The organism is Mesorhizobium sp. SEMIA396 (assembly GCF_024518615.1).
Classification (GTDB): domain Bacteria; phylum Pseudomonadota; class Alphaproteobacteria; order Rhizobiales; family Rhizobiaceae; genus Mesorhizobium.
The window spans coordinates 12,419-32,716 of sequence record NZ_JANIFC010000020.1; the positions used below are offsets into that span (position 1 = coordinate 12,419).

22 protein-coding genes are annotated in these 20,298 nt (G+C 64.3%); 7 read left to right on the forward strand and 15 right to left on the reverse strand.

The window, feature by feature from the left end:
* Positions 1 to 7: 7 nt before the first annotated feature.
* Positions 8 to 2,278 (reverse strand): phosphoenolpyruvate--protein phosphotransferase, encoded by a 2,271-nt coding sequence (ptsP, locus tag NP503_RS31795; RefSeq protein WP_027038177.1) that lies wholly within the window; start codon positions 2,276 to 2,278, stop codon positions 8 to 10.
* 83 nt (positions 2,279 to 2,361) lie between these two features.
* Positions 2,362 to 3,615 carry an aspartate kinase gene (locus NP503_RS31800; RefSeq protein WP_013529459.1) on the reverse strand — a complete coding sequence of 418 codons (1,254 nt, stop codon included), beginning with the start codon at positions 3,613 to 3,615 and terminating at the stop codon, positions 2,362 to 2,364.
* 258 nt (positions 3,616 to 3,873) lie between these two features.
* Between NP503_RS31800 and NP503_RS31805 the strand changes: the two genes are divergently transcribed.
* Positions 3,874 to 5,730: a CHASE3 domain-containing protein gene (locus NP503_RS31805; protein ID WP_127266722.1), complete on the forward strand. Its 1,857-nt coding sequence runs from the start codon at positions 3,874 to 3,876 to the stop codon at positions 5,728 to 5,730.
* A gap of 11 nt (positions 5,731 to 5,741) precedes the next feature.
* Here NP503_RS31805 and NP503_RS31810 read toward each other — a convergent pair whose 3' ends face one another.
* Positions 5,742 to 6,311 carry a putative glycolipid-binding domain-containing protein gene (locus NP503_RS31810; RefSeq protein ID WP_127266721.1) on the reverse strand — a complete coding sequence of 190 codons (570 nt, stop codon included), beginning with the start codon at positions 6,309 to 6,311 and terminating at the stop codon, positions 5,742 to 5,744.
* Between the two features lie 286 nt (positions 6,312 to 6,597).
* On the opposite strand from NP503_RS31810, the gene ubiG reads away from it, so the two are divergent.
* On the forward strand, positions 6,598 to 7,347 hold the full coding sequence (ubiG, locus tag NP503_RS31815) for a bifunctional 2-polyprenyl-6-hydroxyphenol methylase/3-demethylubiquinol 3-O-methyltransferase UbiG (RefSeq protein ID WP_023811162.1): 750 nt from the start codon (positions 6,598 to 6,600) through the stop codon (positions 7,345 to 7,347).
* Positions 7,348 to 7,367: 20 nt separating this feature from the next.
* On the opposite strand, the gene NP503_RS31820 is transcribed toward ubiG, so the two are convergent.
* On the reverse strand, positions 7,368 to 7,886 hold the full coding sequence (locus NP503_RS31820) for a flavin reductase family protein (RefSeq protein ID WP_127271356.1): 519 nt from the start codon (positions 7,884 to 7,886) through the stop codon (positions 7,368 to 7,370).
* A gap of 11 nt (positions 7,887 to 7,897) precedes the next feature.
* Positions 7,898 to 9,022, reverse strand: a complete 1,125-nt coding sequence (locus NP503_RS31825; protein WP_127271358.1) for an LLM class flavin-dependent oxidoreductase — start codon at positions 9,020 to 9,022, stop codon at positions 7,898 to 7,900.
* Positions 9,023 to 9,132: 110 nt separating this feature from the next.
* Between NP503_RS31825 and NP503_RS31830 the strand changes: the two genes are divergently transcribed.
* Positions 9,133 to 9,729, forward strand: coding sequence for a winged helix DNA-binding protein (locus tag NP503_RS31830; RefSeq protein ID WP_127271360.1), 597 nt, complete (start codon positions 9,133 to 9,135; stop codon positions 9,727 to 9,729).
* Between the two features lie 13 nt (positions 9,730 to 9,742).
* Here NP503_RS31830 and NP503_RS31835 read toward each other — a convergent pair whose 3' ends face one another.
* Positions 9,743 to 10,657, reverse strand: a complete 915-nt coding sequence (locus tag NP503_RS31835) for a DMT family transporter (protein WP_127271361.1) — start codon at positions 10,655 to 10,657, stop codon at positions 9,743 to 9,745.
* Between the two features lie 96 nt (positions 10,658 to 10,753).
* Between NP503_RS31835 and NP503_RS31840 the strand changes: the two genes are divergently transcribed.
* Positions 10,754 to 11,239, forward strand: a complete 486-nt coding sequence (locus tag NP503_RS31840; RefSeq protein ID WP_127271370.1) for a MarR family winged helix-turn-helix transcriptional regulator — start codon at positions 10,754 to 10,756, stop codon at positions 11,237 to 11,239.
* A 191-nt stretch (positions 11,240 to 11,430) separates the two neighbouring features.
* Here the strand turns inward: NP503_RS31840 and NP503_RS31845 are convergent, their stop codons facing one another.
* From NP503_RS31845 to NP503_RS31860, 4 genes are read right to left on the reverse strand one after another with little or no spacing between them, the layout of a single operon-like run.
* Positions 11,431 to 11,856 (reverse strand): DUF1178 family protein, encoded by a 426-nt coding sequence (locus tag NP503_RS31845; protein ID WP_023811158.1) that lies wholly within the window; start codon positions 11,854 to 11,856, stop codon positions 11,431 to 11,433.
* On the reverse strand, positions 11,853 to 12,719 hold the full coding sequence (locus NP503_RS31850; RefSeq protein WP_127271363.1) for a carbon-nitrogen hydrolase family protein: 867 nt from the start codon (positions 12,717 to 12,719) through the stop codon (positions 11,853 to 11,855). The genes NP503_RS31845 and NP503_RS31850 overlap by 4 nt, the downstream gene beginning before the upstream one ends.
* Before the next feature lie 10 nt (positions 12,720 to 12,729).
* Positions 12,730 to 12,999: a glutaredoxin 3 gene (gene grxC, locus NP503_RS31855; protein WP_127271365.1), complete on the reverse strand. Its 270-nt coding sequence runs from the start codon at positions 12,997 to 12,999 to the stop codon at positions 12,730 to 12,732.
* A gap of 27 nt (positions 13,000 to 13,026) precedes the next feature.
* Complete coding sequence (locus NP503_RS31860) at positions 13,027 to 13,827, reverse strand: ComF family protein (protein ID WP_127271367.1); 801 nt, start codon at positions 13,825 to 13,827, stop codon at positions 13,027 to 13,029.
* A 65-nt stretch (positions 13,828 to 13,892) separates the two neighbouring features.
* Between NP503_RS31860 and NP503_RS31865 the strand changes: the two genes are divergently transcribed.
* On the forward strand, positions 13,893 to 14,768 hold the full coding sequence (locus NP503_RS31865) for a class I SAM-dependent methyltransferase (RefSeq protein ID WP_127269619.1): 876 nt from the start codon (positions 13,893 to 13,895) through the stop codon (positions 14,766 to 14,768).
* 27 nt (positions 14,769 to 14,795) lie between these two features.
* Here NP503_RS31865 and NP503_RS31870 read toward each other — a convergent pair whose 3' ends face one another.
* From NP503_RS31870 to argJ, 5 genes are all read right to left on the reverse strand, one after another.
* Positions 14,796 to 14,981, reverse strand: coding sequence for a Flp family type IVb pilin (locus NP503_RS31870; protein WP_013529446.1), 186 nt, complete (start codon positions 14,979 to 14,981; stop codon positions 14,796 to 14,798).
* 109 nt (positions 14,982 to 15,090) lie between these two features.
* Positions 15,091 to 15,405, reverse strand: coding sequence for a hypothetical protein (locus NP503_RS31875; RefSeq protein ID WP_013529445.1), 315 nt, complete (start codon positions 15,403 to 15,405; stop codon positions 15,091 to 15,093).
* Between the two features lie 128 nt (positions 15,406 to 15,533).
* Entirely contained in the window at positions 15,534 to 15,956 is a 423-nt protein-coding gene (locus NP503_RS31880; protein ID WP_127269618.1) for a (deoxy)nucleoside triphosphate pyrophosphohydrolase, read from the reverse strand.
* A complete protein-coding gene (locus tag NP503_RS31885; RefSeq protein ID WP_127269617.1) occupies positions 15,949 to 16,701 on the reverse strand; it encodes an N-acetyltransferase in 753 nt (250 codons plus the stop codon). The genes NP503_RS31880 and NP503_RS31885 overlap by 8 nt, the downstream gene beginning before the upstream one ends.
* Before the next feature lie 29 nt (positions 16,702 to 16,730).
* The gene (gene argJ / locus NP503_RS31890; RefSeq protein ID WP_127272359.1) at positions 16,731 to 17,972 is read right to left on the reverse strand and encodes a bifunctional glutamate N-acetyltransferase/amino-acid acetyltransferase ArgJ; all 1,242 of its coding nucleotides are present in this window, start codon (positions 17,970 to 17,972) and stop codon (positions 16,731 to 16,733) included.
* 170 nt (positions 17,973 to 18,142) lie between these two features.
* Between argJ and NP503_RS31895 the strand changes: the two genes are divergently transcribed.
* Together NP503_RS31895 and NP503_RS31900 are read left to right on the forward strand one after the other, a co-directional pair.
* The gene (locus NP503_RS31895; RefSeq protein WP_127272360.1) at positions 18,143 to 19,372 is read left to right on the forward strand and encodes a caspase domain-containing protein; all 1,230 of its coding nucleotides are present in this window, start codon (positions 18,143 to 18,145) and stop codon (positions 19,370 to 19,372) included.
* Between the two features lie 303 nt (positions 19,373 to 19,675).
* Positions 19,676 to 20,275 (forward strand): TetR/AcrR family transcriptional regulator, encoded by a 600-nt coding sequence (locus tag NP503_RS31900; RefSeq protein ID WP_127269306.1) that lies wholly within the window; start codon positions 19,676 to 19,678, stop codon positions 20,273 to 20,275.
* The last annotated feature ends 23 nt before the right edge of the window (positions 20,276 to 20,298 follow it).

Below are 20,298 nucleotides of genomic sequence, written 5' to 3' on the forward strand. Positions count from 1 at the left end.
GAGGCTGCTACAATGGGATCGAACGGTCGTCGGCAAAGGCCTGCAGCAGCGCCCGCATCGGCAAGCCCTGTGCCGGAGCCATCAGATTGTCGTCGAAAAACGCCTTCAACTCGTCCAGCGGCAGTTCCGTCAGCATCGCCTTGACCGGACCGATCGAGGCCGGCGACATCGAGATCGAACGGAAACCGAGGCCGATCAGCGCCATCGCCGAGATCGGCTTGCCGGCGAGTTCGCCGCACAGCGTCACCGGCGTATTGTTGCGGACGCCGGCATCGGCGATCTGCTTGAGCACACGCAGGAACGGCGCCGACAGCGTGTCGAAGCGGTTTGCCAATTGCGTGTTGCCACGGTCGACGGCCATGACGAACTGGAACAGGTCGTTCGAACCGACCGAGACGAAATCGACCGCCTTCATCAATTCATCGAGCTGGAACAACAGCGACGGAACTTCCAACATCGCGCCCAGCTTCAGGCTGGTCGGCAAATGATGGGCAAAGCGCGACAAATGCCGCACCTCGCGATCGATGATCTCGCGTGCCTGGGCGATCTCGCCCAGCTCGGTCACCATCGGCAGCATCAGCTTCAATTCGCGGCCGCCGCTGGCCTTGAGCAAAGCGCGGATCTGGGTGCGCAACAACCCCGGCCGGTCAAGCGTCAGGCGAATCGCCCGCCAGCCAAGCGCCGGGTTCTCTTCCTGGATCGCACCCTTGAAATAGGGCAGCACCTTGTCGCCGCCAATGTCGATGGTGCGGAAAGTGACCGGCTTGCCGCGCGCCGCTTCGAGCACGTCGCGGTACAGCTTTTCCTGGGCTTCGGCCCGGGGAAATGTCGAGGCGACCATGAATTGCAATTCGGTGCGGAACAGGCCGATGCCGGCCGCGCCCGCTTCGGCAAGCTGCGGCAGGTCGACGGCGAGACCGGCATTCATCAGCAAATCGACCTGGACACCGTCCCTGGTCGTCGACGGCTTCTTGCGCAGTTCGCGGTAGACCTCTTGCCGGCGCGCCCTGAAGCGCACTTTTTCGGCATAAGCGGCTTCCAGGTCAGGCTGCGGCCGCAAATGGATCACGCCCTCTTCGCCGTCGACAATGATGGCATCGCCGTTTTCCGCCATGGAAACGGCGCCCTTCATCTGGCCGGCGACGGGGATGCCCATGGCGCGTGCGACGATGACGACGTGGCTGGTCGCGGCACCATCCTCGAGCACCAGCCCGCGCATCTTGTCGCGGGGGTAATCGAGCAGCTCGGCAGCCCCCATTGAACGGGCAACGATGATGGCATCCTTCGGCAGCGATGCGGCGACATCTTCCGGCCCGCGCCCCATCAGCTGACGCAGCAGGCGGTTGGCGAGGTCGTCGAAATCGCTCATCCGCTCGCGCAGATAGGGATCGGTCATGTGCAGCATGCGGGCGCGCATGTCGCTCTGCACCTTTTCCACCGCCGCTTCGGCCGTCAGGCCGTTGCGGATGGCCTCTTCCAGCCGCCGCACCCAGCCGCGATCGTTGGCGAACATGCGATAGGCTTCCAACACCTGGCGATGCTCGCCTTCGAAGGCGACGTCGCGGCGTTCCAGCATGTCGTCGATGGACAGCCTGAGCGAGCTGAGTGAGGTCTCGAGGCGGCGGACCTCTTCCTCGCTGTCTTCGTTGAACAGATTGGTGACGACGATGCGCGGCTCGTGCAGCACGACATGGCCGAGCCCGACGCCTTCATTGAAGGACAGGCCGGTGAAGCTGACAGGGCGGCGCAGATCGAGTTCGAGGCCGGGCCGGGTCAGCCGCGCCAGATCGCCGGTGGCGATCATCTCGGCGATCACCATCGCCGTGGTTTCCAGCGCCTCGACCTCGTCGTCGCGGTAGTGGCGCATGGTCTTGTTCTGCACCACCAGCACGCCCAGCGTGCGCCCTGCCCGCAGCACCGGCACGCCGAGGAACGAGTTGTAGATCTCTTCCCCGGTCTCAGGCAGATAGGCGAAGGCAGGGTGTTCCTGCGCATTGGACAGGTTGAGCGGCCGCGCGCTGGCGGCGATCGTGCCGACCAGGCCTTGGCCCAGCCGCAACTGCGCCAAATGGACGGCGTTCGGGTTCAGACCTTCGGTAGCGTAGAGTTCGAGCACCGAATCGGCGCGCAGCACATAGAGCGAGCAGACTTCCGCGACCATGTTGGAGGCGATGTCGCGCACGATCCGGTCAAGCCGCTCCTGCGGCTCCAGCGGCTCCTGCATGAGCTCGCGGAGCCGTTTGAGCAAAACGCGCGGGCCACTGGCCTGATCACGCATCGCGGCTTCTTCTCCAATGGGCATTCTGCCCGCCGCAGTTTCCACCGCGACCGGCGCACACGCAACAACTCAAATCGTTCTCGCTACTGCTTATCCAGACCGTAGACGGAATGCAAAGTACGAACCGCAAGTTCCGTATACGGACCGTCGATCAGGATCGAAATCTTGATCTCGGAGGTCGTGATGGCGCGGATGTTGATCGATTTGTCGGCCAGCGCCTTGAAAGCGGTGGCGGCGACGCCGGCATGGCTCCTCATGCCGATGCCGATGACCGAAACCTTCGACATGCCGGCTTCCGACTGCACGACATCGTAGCCGATCGAAGCCTTGAGGCGTTCAAGCACGGCCAGCGCCTTGTCGACATCGCCCGACGGCACGGTGAAGGTCATGTCGGTGAACTTGCCGTCCTCGGAAATGTTCTGGACGATCATGTCGACATTGATGTTGGCCTCGGCCAGCGGCCCGAAGATGCCGGCGGCAACGCCCGGCCGGTCGCCGACCCGGCGCAGCGAAATCTGCGCTTCATCCTTGGCGTAGGCAATTCCGGTGACGACCTGCTGTTCCACGATCTCTTCCTCGTCGCAAATGAGCGTTCCGGGCGGATTGAGCAAATCCCCCATTCCGGGCGCGTCGGGATCGTCGAAGGACGACCGCACGAAGGTACGCACCCTGTGCACCATGGCAAGCTCGACCGAACGCACCTGCAGAACCTTGGCGCCGAGCGAAGCCATTTCAAGCATTTCCTCGAACGATATCTTGGCCAGCCGCCGCGCCTTGGGCTCGATGCGCGGATCGGTGGTGTAGACCCCGTCGACGTCGGTATAGATGTCGCAGCGATCAGCCTTGACCGCCGCGGCGATGGCGACGGCACTGGTGTCGGAGCCGCCGCGGCCGAGCGTGGCGATACGATTGTCCGGGCCGATGCCCTGGAACCCGGCGATCACCGCCACCTGGCCCTCGCCGAAGCGCTTGATCAGGAACGCGCCGTCGATATCGAGGATGCGCGCCGCTCCATGCGCATTGTCGGTCTTGATCGGGATCTGCCAGCCCTGCCAGGAGCGGGCGTGCACGCCCATGTTCTGCAAGGTGATGGCCAGAAGGCCGGCCGTGACCTGCTCGCCGGAAGCGACGACCGCATCATATTCGCGTGCGTCATGCATCGGCGAGGCCTCACGCGTCCAGCCGACCAGTTCATTGGTCTTCCCGGCCATCGCCGAAACGACCACCGCCACCTCGTGGCCAGCGTCGACCTCGCGTTTTACGTGACGCGCCACGTTGCGGATGCGGGCGATGTCGGCGACCGAGGTTCCGCCGAATTTCATCACGATGCGCGCCATGGGAGCGAAATGCCTTTGCCTGAAGCCGGATCCCGGCCAAAAGCCGAAATCCCGAAAAGCGGAAGGCCGGCTGACGCCGGCCGCTGAATGCGCGGCCTCCTTAGCCAAATGATGAAGGTTTCGCAAGGCTGGCGGCCGATTGCCGGCGCCAGAACCCGGCATATTGCCTTCCGCCCCGCCGCCGCCTACGAAATGCAGCCTGCGGGGAATTCTTTTGGTTCGGCATAACAGATGATGATTGCTCGTCTTCGACGTGCCATGCGATGGCAATCGCTCCCGCTTGTCGCCGGCTTCGCCGTGCTGGTGCTGATTGTCGGCAGCCGCGCCATGCTGGTCGAGGAACAACGGGCCAACCGCGCCGCCGCGCGCGAGGCAATCGAATATCAGCAATTGCTTTCGGGTCTGCTTTCTCTGGCGCAGGAAGCCGAGAACGGCCAGCGTGGCTACCTGCTGACCGGCGAGAAATCCTATCTCGAACCCTATCGGAGCGCTGTCCGCGCCATTCCGGGCCAACTTGCCCGCATCGACAGCTTGACCGCCCCCGACGACCAGCTCGTCCAGCCGATCAACCATATCAAGGACGCGCTTTCGCAAAAGCAGGCTGAACTGGCCGAGACGATTGCCCTGTACGACCAGGGCAATGCGACGAATGCCCTGGATCTGGTTCGCAGCGGCCAGGGCAAGGCCGTCATGGACGAAATCCGGACCAGCATGGATACGGTCCGACGCATCAGTGCCGCAGCCATCGCCGCGCGCGACGCGCATACCGACCAGGTCGAGGCCTGGCTACGCATCGGTTCGCTGGCGGCGCTGCTGGCGATCTTCCTGCTTGCCGGCTACGCGATCAGGGAATCGCGCCGCCGCTTCCGTGAGGTGGCCGTCGCCCAGGATGAGTTGGTGCGCAAGAACGTCGCCCTCGGTAAGGAGATCGAGACTCGCGAAAAGGCCGAATCCCAGATCCGCCAGATGCACAAGATGGAGGCGGTCGGCCAGCTTACAGGCGGCATCGCCCACGACTTCAACAACATGCTGGCCGTGATCATCAGCGCCATGAACCTCGCCCAGCGCAAGCTGGCGCGCGGCGAGCACGACATCGCACAATTCATCGATGCGGCGATCGATGCCGCGACCCGTGCCGCCAATCTCACGGCCCGGCTGCTCGCCTTCTCGCGTCAGCAGCCGCTGGCGCCGCAGATCGTCGACGCCAACCGCCTGCTGACCGGGATGTCCGACCTGATCCGGCGGGCACTCGGCGAAACCATCCGCATCGAAACGGTGCTGGCGGGAGGCTTGTGGAAAACCCATGCCGACCCGAGCCAGATCGAGAACGCCGTTCTCAACCTGGCCGTCAACGCCCGCGACGCCATGGGCGATGATGGCAAGCTGACCATCGAGACCGCCAACAGCCATCTCGACGACAGCTACGCCGCTGCCCATGCCGAAGTCGCGGCCGGCCAGTATGTGATGATCGCCGTCAGCGATACCGGTTCGGGCATGACCCCCGATGTCATCTCCAAGGCCTTCGAGCCCTTCTTCACCACCAAGGCGGTCAACAAGGGCACCGGCCTGGGGTTGAGCCAGGTGTTCGGCTTCGTCAAGCAGTCGGGTGGCCATGTCAACATCTATTCCGAACCCGGCGAAGGCACGACAATCAAGATCTACTTGCCGCGGTATTTCGGCCCCGAAGAGCCGGCCGTGCCCACGGGGCGAGGCGACAACACCGCCGCACCGGTCACCGAAACGATCCTTGTCGTCGAGGATGATGCCCGCGTGCGGGTCTCCACGACTGAGGCCATACGCGAACTCGGATACACCGTCATTCATGCAGCGAGCGGCGAGGAAGCGTTGCAGAAACTGGCGGAGAACCCGAACGTCGCCCTGCTGTTCACCGACATCGTCATGCCCGTCATGAACGGCCGCAAGCTGGCGGAAGAGGCCGTTGCCCGCATGCCGCTGCTGAAGGTGATCTTCACCACCGGCTTCACCAGGAACGCGGTGGTCCACAACGGCGTGCTCGACCACGACGTGCATTTCCTCGCCAAGCCCTTCACCATCGAGCAACTGGCGGCGAAACTGCGTGACGTGCTCGGCACGACGCAGGTCGCAGCGGATTGATCACAATCGCTTCAGCCTGACGCAGCCGCACTTCTCCACAGGCCGGGATAATCGACAACGAAGCCGTGCAGCGAGACGTTGAGCGTCTCGTCATAGCCGAACACCGGCGCGGCATAGGCGTAGCGAACGGTGTCGAGACGACGATAGCTCTGATCGAGGCGCACCAAGCTCAGTTCAGGGAAAGTCAGGTAGGCGGCCGGAGCAGGCGCCGCCTCGCCGATGCCTAGGTCGAACCGGCGGATCGCCAACAGGTTCGATGCCGGTGTGAAGCCAAGATCGACATCGACAAGGCCGTCGACACCCTGCTGGACTTCGCCGTTCAGCATCCACTGGCCGTTGGAATCGCGTTCGATCGCATAGTGCAGCTGGCGCGTGCCGAGAAAGCCTTCGATAAGCGCCGCCCGTGTGTGCCAGCCGGCATCGCAATTCACCTCGTAGGCGAGGCAGCACGGCTTGCCGTCCTGGATGAAGATGGCTTGTCCCTTGAGGCTGTGCCCGCCATCGTTCTGCGAAAGCAGACAGGCATCATGCCCCTCCACGTCCAGCCGATGCCAGAGGATCGAAGCCGTCATTGCTGTCATCGTCACCTCCTTCGAATTCAAAACGATGATGTATTCCTTCGCCCGCCAGGCCAATTGTGTTTCACCGCGGCGCGCTTCAGCTGACATGCCCTGACAGAATCCGGGTCCCTGCCGGCAGAGGAAAATTGTTGCCTTGACATTCGCGGCCTCACGCCCGACTTCCTAGCGCACGACCCCGAAATCGAAGTCGATTTCGGAAAGGATCATGCGCAGAATCTAAAGTGCTACAGCGTCCTTTGCGCGTCCAAGAGGACGTGCGGCGCTGTAGTGTCGAGGAGACCAACCCATGCCAGAGCCCCGACGATCGACAATCGATGCCGGAGAAGTGGAACGCTTTTCCGCCCTTGCCGCCGAATGGTGGAACCCGAACGGCAAGTTCCGTCCCCTGCACAAATTCAATCCGGTCCGGTTGGCCTATATCCGCGACCAGATAGCGACGCGCTTCGGCCGTGACCCACGCGCTGCAAGGCCTTTCGAGGGCCTGCGCATCCTCGACATCGGCTGTGGCGGCGGACTTCTGTGCGAGCCGATGGCGCGGCTTGGCGCCGAAGTCGTGGGCGCGGATGCCTCCGAAACCAACATCGAAGTGGCCAAGCTGCACGCCGCCGAGGGCAATGTCAGCGTCGACTATCGCGCCACGACGGCCGAGGACCTTGCCGACGCCGGCGAGAAATTCGACGTCATCCTCAACATGGAAGTGGTCGAGCATGTCGCCGACATCGACCTGTTCGTCGCCAAATGCGGCGAGATGGTGCGGCCCGGCGGCATCATGTTCGTGGCCACCATCAACCGCACGCTGAAGGCGCTGGGCTTAGCCATCATCGGCGCCGAATATGTGCTGCGCTGGCTACCGCGCGGCACCCATCAGTTCGGCAAGCTGGTGCGCCCGGAAGAGCTCGAAAAGGCGCTGGGCGGCGCCGGCCTGACCATCATCGACCGCACCGGCGTCACCTACAACCCGCTGGCCGACCGCTGGGCGCGGTCGAAGGACATGGACGTCAACTACATGGTCCTGGCGGAAAAAGGCTCGGTCTGATCTTATTCTGAATTCTGGCCTTATTCAGATTTCAGCGGCCTGTAGCCGCCGCGCCAGTAGATCAGCGCCTGGCCGGCATCGTGGGTGCGCACGGCCTCGACCGAGCCGATGACGATGGAATGCGTGCCGCGATCGATCATCTCGTCGAGGCTGCAGTCGAACGCGGCCACCGCGTCCGAAAGCAGTAAAGCTCCGGTCTTGAGCGTCATCCATTCGGCGCCCTCATAGCGGTCCTTGCCCTTGATGCCGCCAAAGCCGGAGAACCGCTCGGCCACGCGCTGATGCTGGGGGCCAAGCGAATTGACGCCGAAATGCCGGTAGCGTTCGATCACCGGCCAGGTCGACGACGACCTGTTGACGCAGGCGATCACCTTGGGCGGCTCGGCCGACAGCGAGACGACCGAAATGACCACCAGGCCGGAGCGATCCTCGCCGGTGCCAGCGGTGATGACGCTGACATTGCCGACGATCAGCCGCATCGCGGCCCGAAAATCCGCGACACCGACAGGATTTGCCTCCGAAGTCGTTGGTTCGGTCATGGGGGTTGCTCCTAGGCCGCCGACTGCATGGCGGCCGCTGCGATACGGATGCCCCGCTGTTCGAGGATAGGCAGGACGGTGTCGCGAAAATACGGGAATTCCTCGACATAGTCGACGAAGGACAGCGTCGAGCCGCGAAATCCGGCCTCGTGCAAGGCGGTGATCCCATCAGCGACCTGTTCGGCCGTGCCGGTGAGCGGGAAGCCGCCATGGCCCGCCGCCATCCGATCGCGGATGAGCGCCAGGAGGTCATGCGGGAACGACTGCGCATGCGCAAATTGCAGCTTCACCAGATTGTCGACGGCTGCCCAGTCGGCATTGGCGCGGGCGAAATGCTCGAGATAATCCTTCGCTTCCTTCTCGGTCGGCCGGCAGACGACATGGGCAAAGGTCAGCACGTCGACAGTGCTGCCGGCGGCGACCGCCTGTTGCTTCAGCGCGGCGATCTCGTCCCTGGAGCGTGACAGATCGATTGCCGGCGTGAACAGGAAGTCCGCATTGCGGACAGCGAATTTGCGCCCTTCTTCCGAGCCGGCGGCGTTGAGGATCGGCAGGCGCGCCGACGGCCGCGGATCGCCAAGCACGTTCTTCAGCTTGAAATAGGTGCCGTCCCAGTCGAACGCCTCGGTGCGATCCCACAGCGCCCTGACGATGTCGAACCATTCCTGTGCGTAGCCGTAGCGTGTGATGTGATCGTCGGGCAGCGTCAGCCCGAGCGCTTCATATTCCGGCTTGTTCCAGCCGGCGACGATGTTGAGGCCGATACGGCCGCGGCTGATCTGGTCGATCGTCGCCAATTGCTTGGCGACGACGACAGGGTGATTGGCCGCCGTGTGGGTGGTGGCGAAAACCGTGATGTTGCGGGTGAGCGCTAGGAGCCCTGCGGCCCAGGTGATCGTCTCCAGCACGTTGCCGTGGAAATTGGTCTCGCCCCCATAGCCGATCCAGCGGGCGATCGGCAGCATGAAATCGATACCGGCGTCGTCGAGCAGATGCGCCAGCCGCAGATTGTTGTCCCAGGAACTGACCCATCGTTCGGGAACCTTGGTGACGGTCATGCCGCCGGAACAATTGGAAGCGAAGGTCCCTAGAAAGAAGGGCTGTGCGTTGGCTGCGGTCTTGTCGAGCATGCTCATCGGTCGCGTTCTCCTCATTTTTAGGTTATATTTTATAATAGAAAGTCTATCATAAAATCATATGGACGCAATCGGCCGGATCGGCGCATGCTGCCGGGCGGGGAGACATGATGAACGACCGGCGCAAACCATTGGAAACACAAGCCAAGCTGCTGGATCGCGGCTGGCATCTGGCGCGGACGCCGCTCGAAATCGACGTCGCCGAAATCGAATATGCGCTGATGCGCTCCTACGAGGCGTTCGGCCACTGGCAGGCGGAATGCCTGGCGACGGTGATCGAGTTTTCCGCCAGCGGGCCGGAAAATGCGCTGCTTCACATCATCAGGATGAACGACCGGCCAAAGAGCGTCCGCGACCTGGCGCAGATGACCAACAGAGACGACATCCCCAACATCCAGTACAGCCTGCGCAAATTGCTCAAGGGCGGCCTGGTCAAGCGAACCGGCAGCGGCAGGGCCGGCGTCACCTACGAGGTCACGCCGCTTGGGTTTCGAGTCACCGAACGCTATGCCGACATCCGGTCCGTCCTGCTCATCGAAGCGGTGACACGCGTCCCGGAGATGGCGGCCAAGCTCGAGGAAGCGGCGCGCACACTGGAGCTGATGACCGGCATCTACGAACAGGCGGCCCGCGCCGCGGCCACTCATCGCCGCCGGCACCCAAGGCCGGAACCCGGTGGCGAAGAGAACGAAACCGACGCCGGCTGAGGCGCGAAAGCACTTACGCCGCCTGCCTTTGCAGCTTCGTGCCGGTCTGGCTTTGTGCCCTGGTGGTGATGAACACGCCCGCGGTGATGATGACCGCGCCCGCCCAGGTCAGCAGCTGATAGTGCTCGCCGAGGAAGATGGTTCCGGCAAACAGGCCGACGGCCGCCGCCACATAACCGATCTGGCTGAGATAGACCGGACCGCCAACCGCCTGCAGCCGGAAGAAGAAGGCGAACATCGCCGATGCCGACGCAACCTGCGCGACCACCACCAGCGGCACGCCGCCGAGTGGCGCGAAAGCCTCGCCGCCGAACAGGAGGAGAATGCCGGCAAGCAGCATCGCCGCCGACGCCAGATGGCTGCCGACGGCAAGCTCGATCGGGCCGGTGCCGTCCGGCCAGTCGACCGTGCGGTAGATGTTGCCGGCGGCAAGGCTGACCGGAACGAGCAACCCCATCGCCACCCAGAACAAATCGGCCGGCTGGCCGGCCTCGCCGCGCGTCACCGCGACCATGACGGCGCCGACGAAGCCGACGGCGATGCCGACAATGCCCAGCATGTTGGGGCGCCGGACACGCAACAGGATCGAGAACACCAGTGTGATGACAGGCGACAGGGTGAACATGATGCCGGTGTAGCCGGCGCCCAGATGCGGGATGGCCGAGAACATCAGGAGGTTGGGGACGGCATAGGACACCGCGGCGGTGACGAAGAAATAGCGGAATTTGTGCGCGGTGAGCCGGACCCGCTGGCCGCGAGCCAGGAGCACGCACAGCAAGACGCCGCCGGCGCCGAGCGAGATGACGAAGGCCCAGACCATGGCCGGCACGCCGGCAGCCGTGGCGAGCTTGCCGAATGGCAGCGTCAGGCCGAGCAGGCCGCCGGTGACGACCAGCAGGCCGAGCGCCGAATCCCAAAGACGTTTCATTGACCGAATCCTGTAGCGCGGCCCTTGGCCGGCATTGCATGTTAAGATAAGATAATGGAAAGATTCTTAACGTCAAGATATATGATGGTGAGACAGTTGGACAGGGCAGCACGGGCGATCGAGCAATGGAAGCGGGAGCGGCCCGATCTGGATGTCTCGCCGATGGGTGTGCTCGGGCGGCTGAACGAGGCCGCCTCGCTGATCGCCCGCGAGCGCCTAGCGCCGTTGTTTGCCCGTTATGGATTGCAGTCCGGGGAATTCGACGTGCTGGCCACGCTGCGCCGTTCAGGCTCTCCCTACGCGCTGACGCCAACCGCCCTCTATGAAGCGACGATGGTGACGTCAGGCGCCATGACCAACAGGCTCGACCGGCTCGAAACGTCCGGATTGATCCTGCGCGGGCCGCATCCCAACGATAGGCGCGGCATTGTCGTGAGGCTGACCGACAAGGGCCTGGCCTTGATCGATGAGGCCGTCACTGCCCATGTTGCCAACGAGCACGAGATTCTCTCGGGCTTGACGCCGGCGGAACGGGAGACGCTCTCTCGGCTGCTGGAAAAGCTGATCGGGAGCGTGAGCTAATTTCTGTTGCGATCCTTCGCGCCCCCCTCTGTCCTGCCGGACACCTCCCCCACGAGGGGGGAGATTGGCAGCTTCGACACTGCGCCTGCCACGTCAGAGATTGGCGAAGGCCTAGGTGACGTCCGATCTCCCCCGTGGGGGAGATGTCCGGCAGGACAAAGGGGGGCGCTGTCCCGCTGGCGTCGAAAGACTCAGTTGCGATCGTCCGGGAACACCGGGATCGGCATGAACTCGACGCCGTCCTCGGCCAGGCTCTTGGCCTCGTCCAGCGTCGCCTCGCCATAGATGCCGCGCGGGTCGCTCTCGCCGAAATGGATCTTTCGCGCTTCCTCGGCGAACTTGTCGCCGACATAGTCGGCGTTCTCGCGCACCTTCTCGGCCATTGCCTTGAGCTGTGCCAAAGCCTGCTTCTGCGCCTCGCCCATCGCCAGCGCTATTGTTTCCTGTTTGCGCGCCGTGGAGACGGCCGGCGCCATCAGCGCCTTCTGCACCTTGTGCGATCCGCAGGTGGGGCAATCGACAAAGCCGCGCTTCTTCTGGGTGTCGAAATCGTCGTTGCTGCGGAACCAGCCTTCGAATTCGTGCTCGTGCTCGCAGATCAGGGCAAAGCGGATCAAGAGGCTGCACCCCTGAGCCGCGGCGCCTCGCCCGAACCGGCATTGACGGCGAAATCCCGTGCATTCCTGAGGTTGGGGATCTTCTTGCGCGCGGCAAGCGACTGCGCCGGGTCGATCTCGGCGACGATCACATCAGGCTCGTCATGCGCGGCTTCCGCGATGATACGGCCCCACGGATCGACGATCAGCGAATGACCGTAGGTCTCGCGGCCATCCTCATGCAGGCCGCCCTGCGCGGCGGCGATGACATAGGCGCCATTCTCGATGGCGCGGGCCCTGAGCAGCACGTGCCAGTGCGCCTCGCCGGTCTGACGGGTGAAGGCGGCAGGTACGGAAAGCAGATCGGCGCCGGCCAGTGCCTCGGCACGGAAGAGCTGCGGAAAGCGCAAATCGTAGCAAACGGCGAAGCCGAGCTTTGCACCCTCGATCTCGGTGACGACGGCCTCGGTGCCCGGTTCGTAGGCAGCGGATTCACGCCAGCTCTCACCATTGTCGAGGTCGACATCGAACATGTGGATCTTGTCGTAGGTGGCGAGCGCAGCACCATCCGGGCCAAACAGCAGCGCCCGGTTGGCGAGCTTGCCGTCGGCCCGCAGGATGGCGGTCGAGCCGATATGCAGGAAGACGCCGAGTTCCCTGGCCAATCTGCGCGCGGTCGAAACGACGATGTCCTTGTCTTCGGACGTAAACGAGGCGGCGCGAGCTTCCTTGTCGCGGATCAGCGCGCCGGTCATTTCCGGCGTCTGGATATAGGTGGCACCTAGGCTGGCTGCTTCGCGCACCAGCCGTTCGAGATCCACGGCGTTGCGCTCGGGACTCTCGCCTGAACGCATCTGGATCGCAGCGGCTTTGAAAACACCCATCGTCATTCCCTCAATTCGTCGCGCCGTTGGCGAGCAGTTTGTCCAGCCGGCCTTCGGCCTCTAGCTCGTGGAGGTCGTCACAGCCGCCGACATGCGTATCGCCGATGAAAATCTGCGGAAAGGTCGTGCGGCCATGCGCCCGGGAGATCATCTCCTGGCGCAGTTCCGGCGAGAAGGAGGCATCGTGCTCGGTAAAGGCGACGCCCTTGCGCTCGAGCAGCCGCTTGGCTGCCGTGCAATAGCCGCACATCATGCGGGTGTAGATCGTGACATCGGCCATGACGAATTTCCGCTGTTCGTTGCCGACTTATATAGTCGCGGACTCGTCCGCCCGGAAGTCCCCCGGCAACACACGCGCAAAGGTCAGCACGTCGACGGCGGCCGCACCGCCCCTTTTCAGCGCCTTGGTGGCGGAACGCACCGTGGCGCCGGTGGTGTAGACATCGTCGATCAAAAGCACCCTGCGGCCGGCGATCTCGATTTCCGCCTCGGCGGGTACCCGAAAGGCAGCCCGCACATTTTCCTCGCGTTCCCCGCGCTCCAGCCCGACCTGCTGGCGGGTGAGTTTCACGCGACGCACCGCCGAGGGGGCGAAGGGCAGTTGACTAAGCGTCGAGACCGCCCTCGCCAGTTCCGCCGATTGGTTGAAGCGCCGCCTGAAAAAGCGCCGCCAGTGCAGCGGCACCGGCACCACCACATCCGCCTCGGCGATGAGATCGGCACCGGCGCGAACCATCCAGCGCGCCATCCAGGGTGCCAGATCCGTGCGATCCTGGTATTTCAGCCCCTGCACCATCTGGCGGGCAACGCCGGAATAGGCGACCGCCGCCCGCGCCCGCTCGAAAGGCGGCGGATCGGCAATCGCCTCGGCCGACAGAAAGCCTTCGCCCATATGGTGGGTGAACGGCGTGCCCATGACCGGGCACCATGGCCGCTCCAGCAGCCTGAGCTTCGGCCAGCAGGCGCCGCACAGCACGCCTGGCTGCGAGACATGCCGGCGGCAACCGGCGCAGACCGGCGGAAACAGCATACGCGCCGGCCAGCCGACAACCGACCGGGCCAGGTTCGTGATCGCGATGGACTTGATCTTGGGCATCGGATCGGCCACGTGGTTGCTCCTGCGCGCCACTATATCAACGATCCCGGAGCGTGGACAAACAAAGGATCTGCCCGTTGCAGCCGATAATGGATACCTCTCTATGGCTGGCGCACAAGCGGCGCGCGCTTGCCCATCCGGTCGACGGTGCGGACTTCCTCATGCGCCGCACGGCCGAGGACCTTGCCGACCGGCTGGGCGCCGTCGAGCGCAGGTTCGGCAAGGCGGCTGTGCTGTTTTGCCAGACGCCGGCGGCGGCAGAAACGCTCGCCGAAAGCGGCAAGGTCGCCGACATCGTCCGCGTCGAGGCGGACACGGCCTTCCTGAGCGGTGGCGGCGCCGGCTTGATCGCACCGCTCGAAACCGTGCCGTTCGAAGCGGAAAGCCTCGATCTGGCGGTGTCGCTTCTGTCGCTGCAGGCCATGAACGACATCCCCGGCATGCTGATCCAGATCCGCCGTGCGTTGCGGCCGGATGGTCTTTTCCTCGGCGCCTTTGCCGGCGCCGGTACGCTTTTCGAGTTGCGCGAAAGCCTGCTTTCGGCCGAGACCGAGCTTTACGGCGGCGCCAGTCCGCGTGTCGCCCCGTTCACCGACGTGCGCGATGCCGGTGCGCTGCTGCAGCGCGCCGGTCTCGCTCTGCCGGTCGCCGACGTCGAGACGGTGACGGTGCGCTATGCCAGCCTGTTCAACCTGATGGCGGATCTGCGGGCCATGGGCGAAACCTCTGCGCTCACCGATCGCAGCCGGCGGCCGGGCTCGCGCAAGCTGTTTGCCCGCGCGGCGGAAATCTACGCCGAGCGGTTTTCCGACCCCGACGGCCGCGTGAGGGCAAGTTTCTCGATTGTCTGGATGTCCGGCTGGGCGCCCGACGCATCGCAGCAAAAACCGCTTAAGCCAGGGTCGGCCAAGGTCTCGCTGGGAACAATCCTGGAGGCGCCCGGCGGGCAATGATCCTGCCCGCAGGCGCGGAAAGCCGGATCAGGGCGTGGGTGCGAAAGCGTTCGCAAGCTTGCTGTTGTTGTCGCTGAACAGCCAGATGATCCCGTCGCGGACCTCACCGATACCGCCGACGATGGCCAGCGACAGCACGGCGATGATGACGCCATATTCGACGGCCGTGGCGCCGGTCTCGTCGTTCAGAAAACCCAGCAGCACTGCTTTCATGGCCTCAACCCCTCTGTCCGGGACCTTACAGCCGACCTGTTAAGAAAGGTTAACGGCAAAGGCTTAACAGGCGATGAAACCGCCGCCTTTCCGAAATCTCTTAACCATGTCAGCAGTCGCCGCTGCTCCTGCCATTGGACCTGATGATGCAGACCGAGCTCGGTTGCGGCTGCAGCACGCTGCGGCGCAGCGTGTAGGTTTCGCGATGGCCGATCGAGCCTGTCGCCGCCATGTCAAGCCCGCCGAAACCATCACGGGCCGACAGCGAGCGTGTCTGGCTGTCGAGGAAGGGGGTTGCGATCAGCGCCAGCGCCACCGCGGCCGAACCGAACAGCAGCGTGATGCGCAATATGCCCATGCCCGCATCGGCGGCGCGAAAACCGCGCTCGGGCCGGATCGAGTCCCAATCCCTGTCTAGGCTCATGCTATCGCTCCCCGGCAAATCGACGGCTCGGCCGCGAACGGCCATGCTTCAATTTTTCACGACGAGATAAATCTTCCATTAACGCTGGCTGATACACGCCTCGACCAGGAACCGACCGGACGCGAGCCTCAGAGAAGATCGATGAGGAACGGGATTAGCGGCGCATCGGCCGGCGGCATCGGATAGTCGCGCATCTGCTTTGGCCGCACCCATTTCAGCGCCTGCCCTTCCCTGGGATGGGCGATGCCGCGGAAGCGGCGGCAGATGAACAGCGGCATCAGCAGGTGGAAATCGTCGTAGGAATGACTGGCGAAAGTGAGCGGCGCCAGGCAGGGAATGTCGGTTTCGATGCCGATTTCCTCATGCAGTTCGCGAATGATGCATTGTTCGGGCGTCTCGCCGGGCTCGACCTTGCCGCCGGGAAATTCCCACAATCCGGCAAGTTGCTTGCCCTGAGGCCGCTGCGCCAGAAGCACCCGGCCGTCGGCATCGACCAGCGCGCAGGCGGCGACCAGGAGCAGGCGTTTGCCGGCGGTCACGACATTATTCATGACCCGGCGGCCGGCGGTAGTGGTAGCGATAGACTTCCTCGAAGCCGAGCGAATGGTAGAGCGCCAGCGCCGGCACGTTGTTGGCCTCGACCTGCAGCCAGGCTTCCCGCGCGCCCCGCAGCCGCGCCCATTTCAGCGCCGACAGGATCAGGTTGCGGCCATGGCCCTTGTTGCGCGCCGATCTGTCGGTGGCGACCTCGAACAGGCCGGCGAGATCGCCGTCATGCACGCAGATAAGCGTCGCCAGCGCCTCGGCTCCATCTTCGAGCGCGAACAGCCCGGCTTCGGGCTGGATGGCGCCGATGATCTCTGACAGGCCGGGGCGCAGCGAAACATCCGAACCGCTGACCTTGAGCAACGCGCCGATGAAGCGGCTGATGTCCTTGAGCGGAATCTGGTCCATGGCGGCGTCGAGCTGCGCGCCGGCCAGCGGCAGCCGCATGACCAGCGACTCGTCGAACCGGCTCCAGCCCTCGCGGTCGAGATGGCTGGCGAGATCGGGACCCGACAGCGGCGACATGCGGAACGTCAGCGGCCTTCCATAGGCATCGAAACGGCGGCTGGCCCGTCCGATACGGTCGGCCATGTGCATGATATCGCCGGGATCGAGCGGATTGACCGAGTTCAGCCGCTTGGCCGGATGGCCGGCGGTCAGCCGCACCACCCAGGTGCCGTCATAGTGGACGGCGGCTGCCGGCCAGGCGCGAAAGCCGGCCGCCTCGTAGCGGCGTACGATCGCGAGCATGCTTGCCGGATGCCTGGAGCTCAAAACCGTCAGCTCCGATAATCGCCATTGATGGCGACATATTCCTTGGTGAGATCGCAGGTCCACACCGTCGCCTTGCCGCGGCCGATGCCGATATCGGCACGGATGCGGATGTCGTCGCGCTTCATGTAGGCCGACGTCGCGGCCTCGGAGTAGCCGGGGTCGCGCTCGCCTTCATGCGCCAGCCTGTTGTCGCCGAACCAGATCGACAGCCGGTCGCGATCGGCGGGTTCGCCGGCCTTGCCGACGGCCATGACGACGCGGCCCCAATTGGCGTCCTCGCCGGCGACCGCCGTCTTGACCAGCGGCGAATTGGCGATGGACAGCGCGATGCGCTTGGCCGAGCGCGCCGATTTGGCGCCGGTGACGGTGACTTCGACCTGCTTGCGGGCGCCCTCGCCGTCGCGCACCACTTGCAGCGCCAGCGATTTCAGCACCTTGCCGAGCGCCCGGCGGAACGCGCCGAGACGGGCATCCTTGGGATCGGTTATCTCCGGCGCGCCGCGCTTGGCGGCCTTGCCGGTGGCGAAGATCAGCAGCGTGTCGCTGGTCGACGTGTCGCTGTCGACGGTGACCGCGTTGAAGGACTTGGCCGTGCCGCGCGACAACAGATCCTGCAGGACGGGGGCGGCGATCGGCGCATCGGTGGCGATGAAGGAGAGCATCGTCGCCATGTCGGGCGCAATCATGCCGGCGCCCTTGGAAATGCCGTTGATGGTGACTTCGGTATCGCCGAGCTTGACGGTCGCAGTCGCCAGTTTCGGATAGGTATCCGTGGTCATGATCGCCTTTGCCGCCTCGGTCCACAGCCCGGGCTTGCCGTTGCTGACCAGCCCGGCCAGCAGGTGGCTGAATTTGCTGGTGTCGAGCGGCTCGCCGATGACGCCCGTCGAGGCCAGGAAAACCTCCGTTGCCGTGCAGCCGGCCGCCTTCGCCGCCGCCTCGCCGGTCAGCGCGGTCGACTCGCGGCCTTTCTTGCCGGTGAAGGCGTTGGCGTTGCCGGAATTGACGACCAGCACCCGGGCCTTGCCTGCGCCGAGATTCTGCCGGCAGAAATCGACCGGCGCCGAAGGGCATTTCGATTTCGTGAACACGCCGGCGACCGCGGTGCCTTCATCGAAGACCATGGTCAAAAGATCGGTGCGGCTCTTGTACTTTATCCCTGCCTCGGCGGTGGCGATGCGCACCCCTTCGATTTCCGGCATTTTGGGGTATTTCTTCGGCGCGAGCGGCGAAATCGTCGTGGACATGGAGGCCTCGGGCGGGAAAAATCGCAGGGGAAGGCCGGTTTGCCCGATAGACCGCGCGGGCGCAAGGGCGTTTTCGTCGCTCTTGCCCGGGAGTTCGAACCCGCTCGTGGTTAGGCCTGCATTGCAAATCCGATGGCGTCGCCGGGGCCGATGGCGTTATGATCTGCCCCATGGGCAGGCTTGCGATCCTTGCATGGGCATTTCTGGGACTTTTGCTGCTGAGCGCGGATGCGCAGCCGCAACGGCGCGTGGCGCTTGTCATCGGCAACGGCACTTACGCCGAAGCCGGCACGCTGGCCAACCCGGTCAACGACGCCCTCGACATCGCCGACAAGCTGCGCTCGATCGGCTTCGAGGTGATCGAGGGCAATGATCTCGGCAAGCGTGAACTCGAACGCAGCATCGGCGCGTTTTCCGATGCGCTCCAGGGCGCCGGCGTCGGGCTTTTCTACTATGCCGGCCACGGCCTGCAGGTCGACGGGCGCAACTACATCGTGCCGGTCGACGCCAGGCTGGACGTGCCCGTCAAGTTGCAGCTCGAAGCAGTGCCGATCGACGAAGTCCTCGACATCATGGAACAGCAGACCAAGGTCAGCCTGGTGTTTCTCGATGCCTGCCGCAACAATCCGTTTGCCCGCAGTCTCAGCCGCACCGCCACCACGCGCTCGGCGAAGGCGCTGGCCGGGCTGGCGCAATTCGATTCGACGCGCGGCTCGTTCATCGCCTTCTCGACGGCACCTGGCGCTGTCGCCATGGACGGCAGCGGACGCAACTCGCCTTTCGCCGCCGCCCTGCTGCGCCACATCGCCGAGCCCGGCCAGAGCATCAACGACATGATGATCGCGGTGCGCCGCGACGTGGTTTCGCAAACCCGCGAAACCCAGCGCCCCTGGGAGCAGGGATCGTTGCTCGAACGCTTCGAATTCGTCTCGGACGGACAACCCGCAGAGCCACAAAGGCCGGCCGCGGCGCCGGCGCCTTCAATGGAAGTGGCCGCACTTGAACGCTCTGTCGGCGACGACAAGGGATCGATCGAGAAATTCCTGCGCCAGGACTATCTGACGCCGGACACCGGGGCGATGAGCGAGACCGTCAAGCGGCTCTACGGCCCATCCGCCTTCATCTTCGGAACCCGCTACGACGCCGACGCCATCGTCAAGATCAAGGCCGACTGGTTCGCGCAGTGGGCCTCCTGGTCGCTAAGCATGGAGGCCGGCAGCCTGGAGGTCACTCCACAGGGCGAAGATCGCGCCGAGGCAGTCTTTGCGATGCGCTACGACTATCTTCCAAAGGACAGGTCGGCGGCACGCCTGACCGGCAAGGCGCGCGTCACGCTTGGGGTGGTCAAGGCCGGCGGCGGCTGGCGTATCGAATCCGAGACATCGCAGGCGATGCAGTAGGCGTGATCCCACGGCCAGCCGGGCAATTCAAGCTGGCGGCGCCTCATGGCGATAGGAATTTTTTCTTGACTCGGTGAGGGCAGCTATGCTACATTTTTGCCCATGGTGCTGATTTGCGCCAGTGACCCGCCGCCCGGCGGGTTTTTGCGTTTGGAGCTTCGCCAACCGACACGGCGGTAGACTTTCAGAGAATGAACTTAACCCCTGCCGCTACCATCCGTTCCCGAAGCTTGAAAACGCGCCGTTTCGTTTGAGCGTCGGGTCGCCTATATTGCCGGCGATAGTGTTGGCGAGGAGACAGAGATGGCCGAGGACGCCGATCCGGCGCGCAGATCGATCGGTGCGCGGCGCAACCCCGACAGCGCCGATGCCATTCTCGAAGCCGCCGAGGCCGTACTGGTCGAAGCCGGTTATGCCGGTTTCTCGATCGAGGCGGTGGCGCGGCGGGCCCGCGCCGGCAAACCCACCATCTATCGCTGGTGGCCGAGCAAGGCGGCATTGCTGCTTGAGGTCTATCAGCGCCAGAAGCGCGTCGAGGTTCCCGATACCGGGCGGCTGGAGGAGGATCTCGTCGGCTTCCTGAAAAACCTGTTCACCCACTGGCGCGAGACATCGTCGGGAAGCGTGTTCCGGTCGCTGATCGCCGAGGCGCAGTCGGACGAGACCGCTGCCGCGGCCCTTGCCGACTACTCGCTGGGCCGACGCTCCCATACCGGCCAGATCATCGAACGCGCCAAGGCAAGGGGCGAAATCCCGGCCGGCGTCGATTCAGCTGTTGTCGCAGACCTGATCGCCTCCTTCGCCTGGAGACATCTGTTGACCAACCGGCTCGACGAGGACGAAGCCGCCATCGGCAAGGCGGTCAACTACGTGATGCGAGGCATAGCGGCGCCCGCCCCTTAAAAAACGGCGATGAAAAAGGGCGC